This window comes from Indiicoccus explosivorum, assembly GCF_002167005.1.
Lineage (GTDB): Bacteria > Bacillota > Bacilli > Bacillales_A > Planococcaceae > Indiicoccus > Indiicoccus explosivorum.
In genome coordinates this window covers 99987-115193 of the sequence record NZ_NHTN01000023.1, presented here as the reverse complement: position 1 = coordinate 115193, position 15207 = coordinate 99987, and the positions used below count along the sequence as shown (strand labels likewise).

Annotated in this window: 18 protein-coding genes; 2 read left to right on the top strand and 16 right to left on the bottom strand. The window is 55.4% G+C overall.

Annotation, left to right across the window (positions count from 1 at the left end; translation table 11 throughout):
* Positions 1 to 5: 5 nt before the first annotated feature.
* From CCE92_RS08605 to CCE92_RS08550, 12 genes are all read right to left on the bottom strand, one after another.
* Complete coding sequence (locus CCE92_RS08605; RefSeq protein WP_088007109.1) at positions 6 to 1433, bottom strand: TadA family conjugal transfer-associated ATPase; 1428 nt, start codon at positions 1431 to 1433, stop codon at positions 6 to 8.
* Complete coding sequence (locus CCE92_RS08600) at positions 1378 to 2265, bottom strand: CpaE/TadZ family protein (RefSeq protein ID WP_088007108.1); 888 nt, start codon at positions 2263 to 2265, stop codon at positions 1378 to 1380. The genes CCE92_RS08605 and CCE92_RS08600 overlap by 56 nt, the downstream gene beginning before the upstream one ends.
* 261 nt (positions 2266 to 2526) lie before the next feature.
* A complete protein-coding gene (cpaB, locus tag CCE92_RS08595; protein ID WP_088007107.1) occupies positions 2527 to 3510 on the bottom strand; it encodes a Flp pilus assembly protein CpaB in 984 nt (327 codons plus the stop codon).
* An 11-nt stretch (positions 3511 to 3521) separates the two neighbouring features.
* Positions 3522 to 4427, bottom strand: a complete 906-nt coding sequence (locus CCE92_RS08590) for a pilus assembly protein TadG-related protein (protein WP_088007106.1) — start codon at positions 4425 to 4427, stop codon at positions 3522 to 3524.
* Between the two features lie 8 nt (positions 4428 to 4435).
* The gene (locus CCE92_RS08585) at positions 4436 to 4810 is read right to left on the bottom strand and encodes a TadE/TadG family type IV pilus assembly protein (protein WP_088007105.1); all 375 of its coding nucleotides are present in this window, start codon (positions 4808 to 4810) and stop codon (positions 4436 to 4438) included.
* On the bottom strand, positions 4807 to 5313 hold the full coding sequence (locus tag CCE92_RS08580) for an A24 family peptidase (protein WP_088007104.1): 507 nt from the start codon (positions 5311 to 5313) through the stop codon (positions 4807 to 4809). Before CCE92_RS08580 ends, CCE92_RS08585 begins: the two co-directional genes overlap by 4 nt.
* A 99-nt stretch (positions 5314 to 5412) precedes the next feature.
* Entirely contained in the window at positions 5413 to 5610 is a 198-nt protein-coding gene (locus CCE92_RS08575; protein WP_088007103.1) for a Flp family type IVb pilin, read from the bottom strand.
* Positions 5611 to 5625: 15 nt separating this feature from the next.
* The gene (locus tag CCE92_RS08570; RefSeq protein ID WP_088007102.1) at positions 5626 to 6018 is read right to left on the bottom strand and encodes a DUF192 domain-containing protein; all 393 of its coding nucleotides are present in this window, start codon (positions 6016 to 6018) and stop codon (positions 5626 to 5628) included.
* Between the two features lie 280 nt (positions 6019 to 6298).
* Positions 6299 to 6568 carry a hypothetical protein gene (locus CCE92_RS08565; protein ID WP_088007101.1) on the bottom strand — a complete coding sequence of 90 codons (270 nt, stop codon included), beginning with the start codon at positions 6566 to 6568 and terminating at the stop codon, positions 6299 to 6301.
* A gap of 228 nt (positions 6569 to 6796) precedes the next feature.
* Positions 6797 to 7729 carry a response regulator transcription factor gene (locus CCE92_RS08560; protein ID WP_241535938.1) on the bottom strand — a complete coding sequence of 311 codons (933 nt, stop codon included), beginning with the start codon at positions 7727 to 7729 and terminating at the stop codon, positions 6797 to 6799.
* Between the two features lie 17 nt (positions 7730 to 7746).
* Complete coding sequence (locus tag CCE92_RS08555) at positions 7747 to 8958, bottom strand: PocR ligand-binding domain-containing protein (protein WP_088007100.1); 1212 nt, start codon at positions 8956 to 8958, stop codon at positions 7747 to 7749.
* A 470-nt stretch (positions 8959 to 9428) separates the two neighbouring features.
* The gene (locus CCE92_RS08550; protein ID WP_206601395.1) at positions 9429 to 10199 is read right to left on the bottom strand and encodes an SDR family NAD(P)-dependent oxidoreductase; all 771 of its coding nucleotides are present in this window, start codon (positions 10197 to 10199) and stop codon (positions 9429 to 9431) included.
* A gap of 278 nt (positions 10200 to 10477) precedes the next feature.
* Here CCE92_RS08550 and CCE92_RS08545 point away from each other — a divergent pair, with 278 nt between their 5' ends.
* Positions 10478 to 11239 (top strand): SDR family NAD(P)-dependent oxidoreductase, encoded by a 762-nt coding sequence (locus tag CCE92_RS08545; RefSeq protein ID WP_088007098.1) that lies wholly within the window; start codon positions 10478 to 10480, stop codon positions 11237 to 11239.
* A gap of 144 nt (positions 11240 to 11383) precedes the next feature.
* On the opposite strand, the gene CCE92_RS08540 is transcribed toward CCE92_RS08545, so the two are convergent.
* Together CCE92_RS08540 and CCE92_RS08535 are read right to left on the bottom strand one after the other, a co-directional pair.
* Positions 11384 to 11722 (bottom strand): PepSY domain-containing protein, encoded by a 339-nt coding sequence (locus CCE92_RS08540; protein ID WP_206601394.1) that lies wholly within the window; start codon positions 11720 to 11722, stop codon positions 11384 to 11386.
* Between the two features lie 134 nt (positions 11723 to 11856).
* Positions 11857 to 12213, bottom strand: coding sequence for a LysM peptidoglycan-binding domain-containing protein (locus tag CCE92_RS08535; RefSeq protein WP_088007096.1), 357 nt, complete (start codon positions 12211 to 12213; stop codon positions 11857 to 11859).
* A gap of 442 nt (positions 12214 to 12655) precedes the next feature.
* On the opposite strand from CCE92_RS08535, the gene CCE92_RS08530 reads away from it, so the two are divergent.
* Entirely contained in the window at positions 12656 to 13009 is a 354-nt protein-coding gene (locus CCE92_RS08530) for a DUF2200 domain-containing protein (RefSeq protein WP_088007095.1), read from the top strand.
* Positions 13010 to 13099: 90 nt separating this feature from the next.
* Here CCE92_RS08530 and CCE92_RS08525 read toward each other — a convergent pair whose 3' ends face one another.
* Both CCE92_RS08525 and CCE92_RS08520 read right to left on the bottom strand, forming a co-directional pair.
* A complete protein-coding gene (locus CCE92_RS08525; RefSeq protein ID WP_088007094.1) occupies positions 13100 to 14788 on the bottom strand; it encodes a flagellar assembly protein A in 1689 nt (562 codons plus the stop codon).
* Entirely contained in the window at positions 14677 to 15186 is a 510-nt protein-coding gene (locus CCE92_RS08520; RefSeq protein ID WP_162287844.1) for a Jag N-terminal domain-containing protein, read from the bottom strand. The genes CCE92_RS08525 and CCE92_RS08520 overlap by 112 nt, the downstream gene beginning before the upstream one ends.
* Between the last annotated feature and the right edge of the window lie 21 nt (positions 15187 to 15207).

The following is a 15207-nucleotide window of genomic DNA, read 5'->3' as shown; positions in this document are numbered from 1 at the left end:
CCCGCTCACTCCTTCTCAACAAAAATCGAGGCCGGAAGATGAATCCCTTCATACTCCATGCGCTCGTAAAACTGGGGACGGATCCCCGTCGGCACCAATTTGCCGATAATCTTGCCGTTCTCATCCAGCCCGGACTGCCGGAACACGAAAATGTCCTGCAGGACGATGACATCGCCTTCGAGTCCTTGCACTTCCGTGATGTTCGTGATGCGGCGCGACCCGTCTTTCAATCGCGACTGCTGGATGATGACGTGCAGCGCGCCGGCAATCTGTTCGCGGATCGCCCGGATCGGCAAATCCATGCCGGCCATCAGCACCATCGTCTCCAGACGCGCGACCATATCCCGCGGGCTGTTGGAATGCCCTGTCGCCAGCGAGCCGTCGTGGCCTGTGTTCATCGCCTGCAGCATGTCGAGCGCTTCCCCGCTCCGCACTTCCCCGATCACGATTCGGTCCGGCCGCATCCGCAGCGAGTTCCGCACGAGGTCGCGGATCGAAATGGCGCCTTTCCCTTCAATGTTCGGCGGGCGCGTTTCGAGCGATACGACATGCTCCTGGCCGAGCTGCAGTTCCGCCGCATCCTCGATCGTCACGATGCGGTCTTCATTGGAAATAAAAGAAGAAAGGACGTTCAGTGTCGTCGTCTTGCCCGAACCCGTACCGCCGCTGACGAAAATATTCAGCTTCGCTTCCACGCAAGCCCGGATGAACTCCGCCATTTCCTCCGTCAGTGTGCCAAAGCGGACAAGGTCGTGGATCGTGAACGGATCTTTCGAGAACTTCCGGATGGTGATTGTCGGCCCGCCAAGCGCGAGCGGCGGAATGATCGCGTTGACCCGGGAGCCGTCTTTCAGCCGGGCATCCACCATCGGACTGCTTTCATCGATCCGCCGGCCGAGCGGCGCGACGATCTTCTCAAGCACCGCCATCACGTGTTCATTGTCCCGGAACGTCACATCCGTCAGTTCCAGCTTCCCGCCCCGCTCCGCATAGACCATGTTCGGTCCATTGACCATCACTTCCGACACATTTTCATCCAATAAAAGCGGGTTGATCGGCCCGTAGCCCGTCAGATCGTTCGTCAGTTCCTCTTTCAGCTTATCGAGATTTTCTGTCGCTTTAATATGATCGTTTTCTTTCAGAATGTCGGCGATGATCTCATCCAGTTCGGTGACGATGTCATCGACATCGCCGTTCTTGCGCTCTTTCAGGATATGCTTCAAGGTCAGATTCTTCAGCTCGACGTACTCATCGGTCGGTTCCGGCGCTTTTTTCCGAACAGGCACTGCCGGCCGGACCGGTTTCGGCACGGCCGGGATGACCGTTTCCTCCGGCGCTGCGGTTACTTGCCGGACCGGTTCCTGACGCACCGCCGGTTCAGCTGTGGTGGCTACTTCCGTACTTTTCGATTGCAGCCTCGCTAAAAGACTCATCTTTTTCGCCCCTTATCCTTTTCGCTGTCATTTTTTCTTTCAGCCCGTTAAAGACGCCTTTGTCTTCGGCCGTTCCTGCCGGGTAATACGCGTCCGCAAGTTTTCGCATTTGCCGCGAAAAGCTGTGAAGCGGATGGCTGAAGACGAGCGGGACGCCCGTATCCATCGAGAAGTTCACCCGCTTCGGATCATCCGGCAGCAAAATCTTCGCACGGAAATTCAGAAGTTCCGGCACATCGCTCACGTCCATCAACGTCGGCGCATCGGTTTTATTCACAATAAGCCGTACGTTCTGCCGCAGCCCGAGCGCGGCCAGCGTCTCGATCATCAGCCGGGTGTTTTTCAGCGCCGCCATCCCGGGGGTGGTGACGACGATAATGTCGTCCGCCTGTTCCAGGAGGAGCAGGTTGTGCTCCGCTAATCCCGGCGCCGTGTCGACGATCAGCGCTTCCGTCTCTTCCCGGAGCCCGGCCACCGCCTGCTGCAGATCAGCAGCAGTGACAAGTTCCGCGAATTCCGGTCTCACCGGCGCTGCCAGAACCCGGATGCCCGATTTATGATCGATGCAGAAATCGCGGATTGCACCAATCCGGCGCTGTTCTGCCGCTTCCTTGATCGTGATGTATGGAACGAGGTCCAAGGCGAGCGCCACATCCCCGAATTGCAGATCGGCGTCGGCAATGGTCGTCCGAGTGCCGCGTTCAGACAGGAGTGCCGCGAGGTTGACAGCCACAGCCGTCTTCCCCGCTCCGCCGACAGCGCTGCAGACGACGATCATCCGGCTTGCCTTTTTGCTGTTTTCGGTACCGCTGTTCACTGCTGCGCTGTCCATGGGATTCGCACTCCTTTTTTAGTGTCAGTCATTTTCAATGTCGGGAATCAAACGGAACCACCGGTCCGCTTTCCGCGGACGAATGACCAAGCCACTTCGCTCGTTCCTCGCTTCAGGGGTCTTGATCATCCGTTCTTCCGCAGGAGTCGGACCGGCTTTCCTTCTATTTTCTCTTCTAAAAATAACGGAGTGAGCACTCATGGAACGCCCTTTCCATACTGTTAAGTCCAGCTCTTCAAGAAGAACACACAGCAAAGTTCCTCACTCGTTCTCGTATTTGACGATACGGCTGCTGATCCAGCCCTGGAGCTGATCCTTCGTTTCCACCCGGAACCAAAGCCGGCCGTCTTCATCCATTTCTTCTTCATGCAAGTCGGTCAGCAATGCCCCCGCTTCCACGACGCCAAGGACGTCCGCTTCGAGCGACGGACCGTTCCGGATCAGCGACCGTTCCGGAATGGAGATGACAGCCGGAGCCGGTACATTCCGCTCCTCATCTGATGCTGTCTCCACTGCTTCCGTCAGTTCCTTGTCCGTTGATTCCGAAAGAACTTCTTCAGCCGGTTCTTCCGGCGTTCCTTCTGAGATTAGCTGGCTGCGGAGCAGCAATTGCAGACTGCCTCTGCTGCTCGCATCGACCAATTCCACCGCATCTTCCGGCGTCAGTTCCAGCGTGACCGCCATGTATTCGGCAGGTGGCTCCCCTTCTTTCGCTTCGGTGAACCGTTTGCCGACCGCCAGCACCTTTACGTTTTCCAGCATCAGTTCAGTGAGAATTTCCGGACCTTCCGGCAATTCAACGGTCTTCGTGAGCACCACATCCACCATATCCTCCGGTTCGATCAGATTCGAGACCGACTTCACGAAATCGACGTTGATCGATACCGCCCGGTAGCCTTCTGCAATTTTCTTGGAAGCGACTTTCACTTCCCCTTCCTGCTGGATCCGGTGCAGCAGGATGACTTCACCCGCTTTGATCGGCGCCGCTGTGTATTTGCCGACGATCTCCGCCTCATCGCGGATCGCATCCGCATGGACCTGGCCTTCCGGCACTTCTTTTATTGTCAGGCTTTCCGCGGTGATTTCCTCGCTCTCCTGAAGATCGGCCGCGGCCGTCACCACACTCACCATCGCCGGCTGTTCGGCGACCGCTGCCGGTTGCTGCTGGCCGATGAACAAATAAAACACGAACGTCGTGACCAGTCCTGAAACAATTGCAAGCAGCAATATCTTTTTCGGTTTCATCCGCTTCCCACCTATTGTGTCAGTTTGATTGCATACGCGCCGCGGTCAGGCGTTGCGGCAGTGCCGGATGAACCGGCACCAGCCCGTTTAATGAATATTCCTTTAATCGAATCGTCCGTGCTGCTCATCCGGTCCGTTACATAAAAGTAGGCGAATCCGGTGATCTGGACGCTCGTCAGCTGATTCGTCGTCTGTGTGTACGGCTTATAGACGAGGACCATCATGACCCGCGGACAATTCCGCGCCTCGTAATCGACCGACGGGCAGCTGTCGATCCTGGAATTGATTCCGGTCCGGGTCGCACCGGCGATGTTCCCGGTCTGTGTGTTGATGATGTCACCCACCCGGATTTCTTCATCGAATCCATGCGTCAATGTTTCGCCGTAGGTCTTCGCACCCGGGCCGTCGAGCGCCAGTACGCCGAAATTGCCGCTCGCCGAATCCCCGGCATCCACTTTCAATGTATATGTCTGTCCGTAGACCAGCTCCACCGATTCGTCCATCCCGAGTGGAACGACCCCTGTTGCAGCGCTCACCGGATTAAGTCCCGCCTTGGCATCCGCCTGGATCGTCACCGTATCGATTCCGAACAGGGAAGCGAAGAACAGCGGCACGTCCTTTTCCAAGCCGACTCGCAGCTGGCGGCCATTTTCAACTGCAGAAGACAGCAAACTCGCGCTCTCGCCATGCGCGCTCAGCACTTCACTGACGACCTGGTCGACTTTCGCCTGGCTGTTCGGGATTTCCTGCGCGCCCGACAGTGCCGCCGCGTTCACCGTTTTTTCCAGATGGCTTTTCTGCATATAAAGATGGCCGCCATCGATGACAAGGCCGAACGCCATCATCATGACCGAAAAACATAACGTGATCAGGACGAGCGCGTTGCCGTCTTCTCTATGGAATATTTCTCTCATCATGCCGTCCCTCATTCCACTCGTATCGTCGAACTTGCTGTCACTGTGTAAGGCAGCGCGAAATCCCCCAGCGGCGTGAACAGATCCTCCGGATAACTCATCTCCACCGTGACGTAAGTGCCGGAAGGCCGGATGCCCGAAGGCGTGACCGATACCGTCAGCAGCGCCGGATCTTTCGCCTCGAACTCTTGTTTTGCGAACGCCCGGATCGCTTCATCCGTCTGCCCCAGTCCTCCGAGCCGGACCGCTTCCTGAGTGACCAGCTCCATCTGAAGATGTGTCTGGAGGATCCGTCCGAAATCGATCACACCGACAAGCAGCAGCAATATCAGCGGCAGCACGAGGGCGAACTCGACAAGGGACTGGCCATCCTCCTTTTTCCTCACGCCATCCAGCCTCCCTGAAACACGAGGCACAGCACCGCACCGCCCGCGATCGCGACGCCGTACGGGTACGTCGCCGTCAGTGACCCTTTCGGCAATAAAGCACGGGTCGCGCCTTTCGTTCTGAAGCTGAGCAGCGCAAACATCAGCTGCTTCAGCACACCGCTCCGGAATACGATGATGCCGAGCGCGATCGCCGCGCCGATGATGGCGATGTAAAAGAACGACTCGAACACGAACGCCCCGCCTTTCAATGCCCCGACGAGCGCGAGCAGTTTCACATCGCCCGCCCCCATGCCGCCCATCATGTACGGGATGAGCAGCAGGCCGAACCCGATCAAAAAGCCAATGAAAGACTGGCCCAATGCATCGACGCCGCCCGTGAATAAGTGGTAAGCGAACGTCACAAGCAGCGCTGGATATATCACTTTATTGTAGATTTTTCGGCTCTTCACATCGGTGATGACGCAAACGGCTAGTATTAATAGAAGGAAAATATCGAGCATGCCAGCCATCCTTTCAGTCGTTTTTTGATTCAGTTCCTATTATTGAAAGAAAAGGACCCGTTGTGTTTCCCGGGTCCTTCTTCAGAAACTAAGTTCAGGTTACGGTGTCGGTGTACCTGTATTTCCTGTTTCAGTTGTGATATTTCCAGTAATGTTATCAAAGAATACTTTCAGCTGGTCTCCCAATAATGCGATTGCTGCGATTACGCCAACCGCGATCAACCCAAGGATCAACCCGTACTCAGTCATACCCTGTCCGTCTTCTTCAGTGAAAAGCGCTTTGAACAATTCCATCATGTGAAATCTCTCCCATTACTTCGTATTTTGTTTTGTCAGTGGCTGGCCGGCTTGCGTCTTGTTGCCTTCAGCGAATGCTACAGTGTGACCGACAGCGGCGGAGGTGCGACGGATGGTTCCGGCAGGGAGTTCGATCACCGAGCGTGCGCCCGGGAACCGTCTGCCCAGTTTCCCCGGCTCCAGGTTTTCCTCGAGTCCGACAATCCCGTTCTCCTCATTAAGGTATAAGACATCAATCGCGTACTTCATGAAGAACGTGTGGACCGATGGGCATGGAGCCAAGTGGAGCGCCCCGCCTTCCGGAAATTGTTCCGTCATCATCAGACCTTTGAATCTCGGCCAGAAGCGGTACGCTTCTTTTAAATCCGCCGCGATCGTCCGGCCGTTGGAGAAGTTGATCAATTCCATCCATCTGCACCTCCTCGGGGTCGTTTGCAGTTTTGCTGATCAACTTACAAGTCATAGTATGCACCGTCAGCGAATAAAAAAATATCCCCTGCCGTTCCTGTTATTCGCTTATCCTATGCAATAAGAACCAGCTCCTATTCGGAACAAAAAAAGCCGGATTCACTCCTATTGTCCTACTCCCGTTCCTATTGCCCCCCTTCCATTCCCCTGTATGGAAATGGGCAATAAAAAAAGCGGGTATGCCGCCTGACAGGCTGCCTCCCGCTAACGCACTTTGTGTTTAAAGATCTCCGATTGTCTGCTGTTTTGTTCGATTGACATCAAACTCGGCGACGGTTACCGGCTCCTGATAGGTGAACAGCTGGGCCGGTGCATCAGCAGACTGACGGATGATCCCCTGTTTCACCAGCAGATCCAGCACGAGCTGGATCTCTTCTTGTTTTATTCCCAGCTTGCCGGCCAGCTCGTCAATAGACAGGGCCAGCAGCGGGTCCGACTGAAACAGCATCATGCATTCCATTTGAAGCGGAAGCATTTTTTTCGCGGTCATCACTTTCCTCCTTTTAACTGTGTTATCCGGCGGTAGCACTTCACCGGACTGGATGAAATCACCTGGCGTTTTCCGATTCGGTTTCAATGGTTCATTGTACGGATTTTGTTCCACCGGCCGCGTCGTGCTATCCGACCGGGTATAGCTCTATCTTAATGGGGGGAGCGGCAATCGGGTATCCCCTTCTCTTCTCATTTGCGGACCGCCGCCCTCCTGTATCGCCGGCCGTCAGCCGTTCTTTTTCGCATACATGCTGCGGTAAACTTTCGAAATGGCATGCGCGCGGTCGGAAACTTCCAGTTTCTGAAAGATTTTCGTCACATGATTTTTCACCGTATGGTCACTGATGAATAGTTCTTCGGCGATTTCCCGGTTGTTCATGCCTTCCGTAATCAAAGACAGCACTTCCCGCTCCCGCGGCGACAGGGCACTCAAATTCCGGATGGCCTCAGTGACCGTCGCGCTTTCCTCATCCGCCGCTTCCATATCGGTCAGATCGAGCTCCGTTTCGGTGACATGGCTGCTGCGAATAAATGAAAGAAACTGCTGATAAATGGATTCATCCACCCTTTCCAAGTGAGCGACCGCTTCGAGCCGGTAATCATTTCGGATGTAGCCCTGCACAAGCGCAAATATCACGGCCTCCGGTTCCGTTCCTTGTTCATTTCCAGACGGCTCTCCACCAGCCAACGCATTCCCTTCCTCTAAAATGTCGGAAATCCGGCTGTCCGGGAACGTCCCGCGGATGAATTCCGGCGAATAACAGACGAGCTGACAGGCTTGGAGCACGCTTTTCGCCGTTTCCTGAGCCATTCCGATCTTCACCGCAAATTCAGCAGCAAGCAGCGCCATCTCTTCGGACTGCCGGAAAGCGTCCGGATCGAATTCACCAGACGCCCGGTGCAAGGCTTCCACTTTCTCATCCGCCCGTTTGCCCTCTTTCCGGCCGGCCAGCTGGAGCGATACGCCGCCGATGATGGACAGCGTCTGTAAAAACGCGAGATGTTCCTGCAGCTGCGATTCCGAAAGGTCGTCGACGCCGACACATAGGATACCGAACAATTCATCGCCCTGCAGGAGCGGGCATTCGATCACCCGGCTGCCCGAAGCCGCCGTGGAGAGATGCGGTTCCTGGGAGCCCGGCCGAGTGTGCGTCGTCAAATGATTCGACCGCCTCGTCACGTCTTTCGCGTATTCCTCCAGCCGTCCGTTGAACTCTCCCCGGGACACCAGCTGGATTTTTGGTTTTCCCGGTCTTTCAGGACGACGCACGAAAACGGCCCTTCGACCAAGTTGATGCTGATATCCACGAGCATGAATAAAATCCGGCGCAAGTCCGGCGCGGACGCCATCAGCTTGCAGATATCGACAAGCGACGTCAGGCGGGTCAGCTGCTGGGAGTTTTCCTGCCGGAGGGAATGGACCGACATGCCGACTTCCAGCAAAATTGTGAGCATCCGGCTTTCCGCGTCCATCCCCGCAGAGATGTGACGGTTTGAAAAACTGCCGCCGAATACGAGCGACAGCGAACCATCCTGCCGCCGGATCGGCTCACAAAACAGCGACTTCGGCCTCGACTTGGCTGCCCGGAACATGCCGGAACGCCGGTCCCGTTCCGTGTTCTCCCACAGTGTCCGGTCACCGGTCAAAAGGGAGCGGCCGAGGAACCCTTCCCCCGGCGTAAACGTGATGCCGCGCAGCGCTTCTGTGCCGGGACCTGTTATTTCCGTTATTTCGTACGCATCCGGCCCCTGTGGTTCCGCCAGTCCGATAAAATCGATTTCCGGGCTGTAATCCAAAAACCGGGCCGTGAACTCGGGAAAACTGAACGACTCACTATGGATCGCTTCCCGGAACAGGGCTGAAGCCGCATCCGGAGGCGGTGCCGTCCGTTCCTGCTGCAGCGAAAGCGCCGACAGTTCCGCCAGCCGGTTCACCCGGTCCAGCCATTGCTGCTTATTCCGTTCCGTGACCACAGGCGTATTCTGCAGAACGCTTTCCCAGTTCGCTGCAGAATGTCCCAGCATGCCCAGTTGTTCCCGTGCCATTTCCTGCGACTCCTCTTCGATCAGCACACCAGCCCATAAAAAATAAGTCGGTCCCGTTTTTGCCGGCACAGGCGTCACCGCCAGACAAATTCCCGGGAGCATGTCGTAAATGACAGCCCTCGACAGCCGCCACTCCCGGTTCAGGCTTTTCCTGATCTCCGTCAGAAGTGTCCCTTCATCCTGCTGGAGCAGCCGGTTGCAAAGTTCATTGTCTCCTTCGACCGACCACAAGACATTCCCCTGTTCATCCGTAAAAATCAGCGTCAGCCCGTACTGCGATGCATACGTTTTCTGCACATCCTCCAAAAGCTCCGCCGTAGAAGTCATAGGCACATCCCGCATTTCGCCTTTTCTCCGCTCACCATAAACGGCCGCATACTGCCCGCACCGGCCGGAACTCCTCTCTTCCTGTCCATCGCCCTCGCTCCTTTCCCACTTCTCCGATTGCGCTAATTGATTATTATTTACCCTCGCAATACTGGAAATAACAGCAAAATGAGAAAAAATATCTAATTCAATTTTTGAAAATAAATTGGGCTATTAAGACTAATTGGAGAGGTATGATGATATCCTGCGGTGCCAATTTACGGTGCCTGGCACCAAAATTCTCATTGTGCGTGCAATTGATACAATTCCTGGCTTTTCAGAAAAACCAAACCACGCTCAAAAAGCAAGCAGCCGTCCGCGAGTTTCGCGGACGGCTGCTTGCCATCTCCATATCATTCTCTTGGCGGGACAGAGTATCCCTAACATAAGAACACAATAATCGACGACACAAACACAACTCCCCCAACCACCAACCCCGCCGTCACTCACATAAACCGGCTCAAATCCGGGTACCCGCTCACCGCCCAGGCGCCATCCACCAGCAGACTCGCCCCATTCACATACGAAGCTTCTTCACTCACCAAGAACACGGAAGGCCCCGCGATTTCAGCAGGCTCCGCCGGCCGCCGCATCGGAATGCGATCCATATAAGCGGCATTGATCGCTTCAACATCCGTCAGCTCTTTCGTCAGTGGCGTCGAAACGAGCTCCGGCAGTATGGCGTTCACCCGTATGCCGTACTGGGCCAGTTCCAGCGCGGCGTTTTTCGTCAGCATTTCGACTCCCGCCTTCGCTGATGAATAAGCGGCCCCATAAAACATCGGCACGTGAGCGTTCAAGGAAGCGATATTCACAATCGCTCCCCCGCCATGCTCCTTCATGTATTTCGCTTCATGTTTTTGCGACAAAAAAACGCCTTTCAGGCAGAGGTTCACCGTAAAATCCCAGTCCTCCTCACTTTGTTCCGTGACCGTACCCGGTCGCGATGCACCCGCTACATTGAATGCATAATCGAGCCCGCCGAACGTGCCGACAGCCTGGCGGACCAACTCTTCCGCATCCTCTTCTTTTGTGACATCGGTGACGACACCGATCACTTTTCCTCCATGCCCCTTCTCCAGCTCTTTCATTTTTTCCTCATTCAAATCCCCGATCGCTACGCTGACGCCCTGCTCCAGCAGCTTCTGAACAATCGCATATCCGATTCCCGATGCCCCGCCTGTTACAACCGCACTCTTGCCTGACAAACTGGCCAATCCCTTCTCCCCCTGTCCTGGATGTTGGCTGCAAACGCCTGATCGTCGGCGCATCAACCCACCCTCCACGTTACGCATCCTTCTTTAAAACCAAGTTAAAAGTAGCGGAAGAAATAAAAAAAGCCAGCTCATCGAAAAACGGCAGAACACGTTTAACGCCAGCACCCGAAAAGTGCTTGACCCAAGGAATAAAGCAAAGCTTCCACAACACCCCTACTGGACAGAAAAATATCTGAATATTAAAATTAAAAAGCAACTAAAAATTGGGAGGGATTGCATTGAGCAGACTGGCAGGCAAAGTCGCCATCATCACCGGAGCAGCGAGCGGACAAGGTGCGGCGGAAGCGGAAATTTTCGCTAGGGAAGGCGCGAAAGTCGTGGCGACAGATATCCAGGAGGATCGATTGCAGAAAGTCGTGGACGGCATCACGCAAAACGGCGGGGAAGCGATCGCCCTGACCCACAACGTAACGAGCAAAGAGGAATGGGAAAAAGTCATCTCAAAAACCGTCGAGACATACGGCAAAGTCGACATTCTCATCAACAACGCAGGAATCGGTGGTGCAGAAGGATTTGCCCAAGTGGACGAAATCGACATGGACGCATGGAACCGGTTCATCAACGTGAACGCAACCAGCAACTTCCTCGGGGCAAAAGCAGTCATTCCGGAAATGAGGAAGGCGGGCGGCGGCTCGATCGTCAACATCTCTTCCATGGCAGGGCTTGTCGGCGGTGCGGCAGGCATCCACTACACCGCTTCCAAAGGAGCGACCCGGCTCCTGACCAAAGGGCTGGCAGTTGAACTGGGCAGCGACAACATCCGTGTCAATTCCGTCCACCCGGGTTTTATCAACACGCCCATGACGTCCGTCGTACTTGATAACGAGGAAATGAAGAACACGGCACTCAAAGACATCCCGCTTGGCATCGTCGGTGAACCAGAAGACGTGGCGTACTTAGTCCTGTTTCTCGCTTCAGACGAGGCCCGTTTCGTCACCGGAGCGGAATTCGCCATCGATGGCGGTCAGACAGCCAGATAAAAAATGCCGGCCGGGAATCCTCTCGGCCGGTTTTGTACCTTGTGCTGAAACTATTCAGAAAACTGGTGCCTGTCACCGCAGATTTTTATCACCGCAGATTTTCATCCTCTCCACCCCGGGACAGCACCATCCCAAACGGTCTCTTTATTCCGCTTCTTCCTGGTCATCATCGTCTTCTTCCGTGCCTTCCGCTTCTTCATCTTCCACTTCTATCGCCGTTTCCCCGGCTGCGTCCACTTCCACTTCATACTCGACGCCGTCTTCATCGGCAATGATATCGAATTCATAAGAGACCGACCCATTCTCTTTTTCCGTCTCTTCTTCCTCGATTTCGCCAGGAACCGCTTCAAGAGCGATCTGTTTCGCCTCATCAAAAGACACGTCCGCTTCACCCGCCGCGAAATACTGCTGGGAAGTGAATGCCAGTCCCCCGAGCGCCGCGGCGGACGCTGCGACTGCTATAACCGCATTCCGTTTTTTCACGGGATTCCCTCCTTTGTATTTTCTTGATTTTATCACATAAAATCGCCACAAAAGTGACAGACAAATTAGAATTCGATTAGAAAACAGCACAAAAAAACGGCGGGTCAACCACCCGCCGCATCAACTCGTCCTACTTATTCGAGAAATTCGTCCTCTTCTTCATCCAAGAGCTCGTCTTCTTCTTCAAACTCGTCGATATCGTCTTCATCGTCATATTCAAACGCTTCGTCGTCTTCTTCAACCTCATCGACGACGCCGTCTTCAGCCGGTCCTATCGTGATGGCGTCACCCGGCATCAGTTCGGTCGCTTCCACGCCAGGATTGTATTCAATCAATGTGTCCACAGTTGTATCGAACTCGGCCGCAATCTCCGAAAGCGTATCGCCAGGCTCGATGAAATAAGATTCATCTTCAATGTCGACGTTCACTTCAGCGCCGACCGGTAGAGCTGTCGGATCGAATTCATCGTTATTCTCGATGAGTTCATCCACGTCTACCCCGTATTCATTCGCAATGTCCCAAAATGTGTCTCCTGCTTCTACCGTAACAATTTCCGCAGCTTAGGCTGAAAGTCCGCCCCCGAGGACAAGACCCGTTGCGAGAGCCGCTGCAGAGAACTTCTTCAGTTTCGCCATGTTTCTTGTACCTCCTTTGGAACTTGTGTTGGTTACATTCCTACGTTTTCCACGACACAGTCCAATAAAACAGGACAGCACCAATTTTTAGGCAGATTGGTAAAAATGCAATAACCATACTGAAAAAAATCCCCACGAACGTTTCAGTTTATTTACGTTCCAGGCCCCTTCCTGCCAATAAACCAAGAACCCTCCATCCCTTGCCATCTTCTCCCCCCGTTCATGATAAACTGGAAGCAGGAAGTGACAGCCAGTCCTTCTGGCTTCCACCACAACCCCACAGAAGGAGGACCGAATCATGGCCGGCCATAAAATCTACTCCATGAGCTTCGCAAGCGTCTACCCGCATTACATCAAAAAAGCGGAGAAAAAACAGCGGACCAAAACAGAAGTCGATGAAATCATCCGCTGGCTGACCGGATACAGCCAAGAAGAACTGGAAGGGCAGCTCGGCAAAGGGACCGACTTCGAAACCTTCTTCGCCGAAGCGCCAGGGCCGAATCCTGCCCGGACATCCATCAAAGGCGTCATCTGTGGCGTCCGCGTCGAAGAAATCGAAGAACCGACCATGCAGGAAATCCGCCGCCTCGACAAACTCATCGACGAACTCGCCAAAGGAAAACCCATGCAAAAAATCTTGCGAACTCAGTAAAAAAACGAGGTGCCTGGCACCCATTTTCAGAAAATGGGTGCCAGGCACCGCAAAATAAAGCGACTCCACGCAAACAAATACCACACGCTCCTACAAAACCACACGCCCGCTCTCATCGAGCCTCGCCACGATGTTCTCCCGCGTCTCCTTCAGCACATACTCATGCTTGCCGAACTGCAGCACCGTCCCTTCCCGGCCGATGCCGATCCGGATCTCCTGTTCCGCTGGGACCGCAATCGTCGTCTTCGTCCCGCTTTCCGCGCCGGTCTCCCCGACGGCGGCGCCGAGCCGCCCGAAAATCGTCCCCCCGCGGGCAATGCCGGAAATCGACGCCTTCCCGCCGGCATGCACTTTCGAATTCACGCATCCCGTCCCGCTGACCATGATATCCCCGCTGCAATAGAGCGAACTGTTCAGCACCATCGGCACCACGATGGCCGCGTCGGGTTCGGCCGCCGTCTCACTCAGCTCATGCAGTTCCTTCATCGTCTTGCTCAATAAAACCAGCTTCTCCATTCGCAGCTTTTCTGTCGTCAAGGACAGATAAGCCTCTGCGAGCTGACCGGAAACGGCCTTCCACCGGTCATCCAAAAGGAATTTCTCTCCGCGCTCCGTGATTTCCCGGTACTTCTTGACCAGCCCCGGCAGCCCTTTGAACTTCTTATCCACAATTACTCGGATGACCGGCTGCAGACCGGCCGATTCCACATCCGCCGGATTGAACGCCGGGGAATGGATCAGCTGCTCCGCGATGCTGATCACTTGTTCCGTCTGAAGATGAAGCGTCCCCAGCAGCTGGCCGAGTTCCGTGACCAGCATATTGTTCTCTCCTGCGGAAATTTCAGAACCAATGATATTGCCATGCGACAGCACCATGCCGGAAGTCGTCACCGTCGCACCGTTCGTCACTTTATGGACGATGACATCCCCATCCGCTTCGACCAGCATGCCTTCCCCGATGTCGCCGAGCACTTCCACATCCCCTTTAAAGCGGATGTTGCCCGACTCCAGCCCGACATCGCCGTTGTGGACCAGTTTCGGCACGACGGAAACGAATAAATTCCGGCCCCGCTTCTCCACACGCGGCCGGCCGGATTCCGTAGCGACCACTTTCCCGTCCGCCACTTCAGCACCGGCGACCGCCCGGACCGAAGCCGGCTTCACCGGTTTCGGCGGAAGCGGTTCATCCGTCACCGTGTACCCGGTCTTACCCGGAACCGGCGGGTGGATCGTTCCGATCACGTCGCCTTTTTCCACATTCGGAAACGACCGGCTCTCCCGGTAATCGATCCGCCCCTGTTCATCCTCCTTCAGCACATCCGCCACTTCCAGGCTGATAAACGGCTCAAACCAGCCGTCTTTCCCCGGCTCCGCCGCTTTGCCCGCAGCGACGATGAAAGTGCCTGGCACTTCCGTCGCCTGCGCCGACTTCAGTGCCTGTTCGTCTTTGCCGCGCGTGACACCGAGCGCGTCCAGCTTATGCGCCACCAGTTCCAGCGGCAAATCATTCAGCGGCTCCCTTTTTTCAGCCGCAGCCAAATCCACATGGAACCCGGGCCCTGTATCCAACAGCGACCGCCTGATGACGCAGCCCGGCTGCACGGTAAGCGTCACCGTCACTTTTTCCCGGTCCATTTCCACTGCCCAGTCCGTCGGGATTTCCTCATCTACAGCGACCGCTTCCCACGCATCTTTTTCCGACAAAATCGCCACCGGCTCCTGAACCGGCTGTCCATTCCTGTACAGCCGCACCCCTTCGCCGATCCGGACCGCCGGCATATGCCCCGGCGACTCCCGGCAGTGCAGCTTGCCGTCCGAAACCCACGCTTTCCCGCCGAGATCCTCATCGGCATCCCGCGAAAACACCGACTGCCGGCTCGCCGCCTCAAGTGCGGCGACACCGCCGGATCCGCCGCAGGACTCGCCGGATGCTCTTCCAAAATCCGGTCCAGCAGCGCGTCCGCCGACAGCCTGTTAGCCGTTTCCTCAACAGGGGCCGCCTTTTCAGTGGCCATCGACAGCTTCACCACCGCCGGCACCTTCCGCAATCCCCACAACTTCCGCTCCGCCTGCTGGATGACTTCGATTTCCACTTCTTTTTTCGTCGTTTCCAAAATCGCCAGTCCGCTCTCAATCGCTTCCGACACCGTCGGCCCTTTCGACACCACGCTCTGCACCGCGGTCCCCTCCTTCCTGTC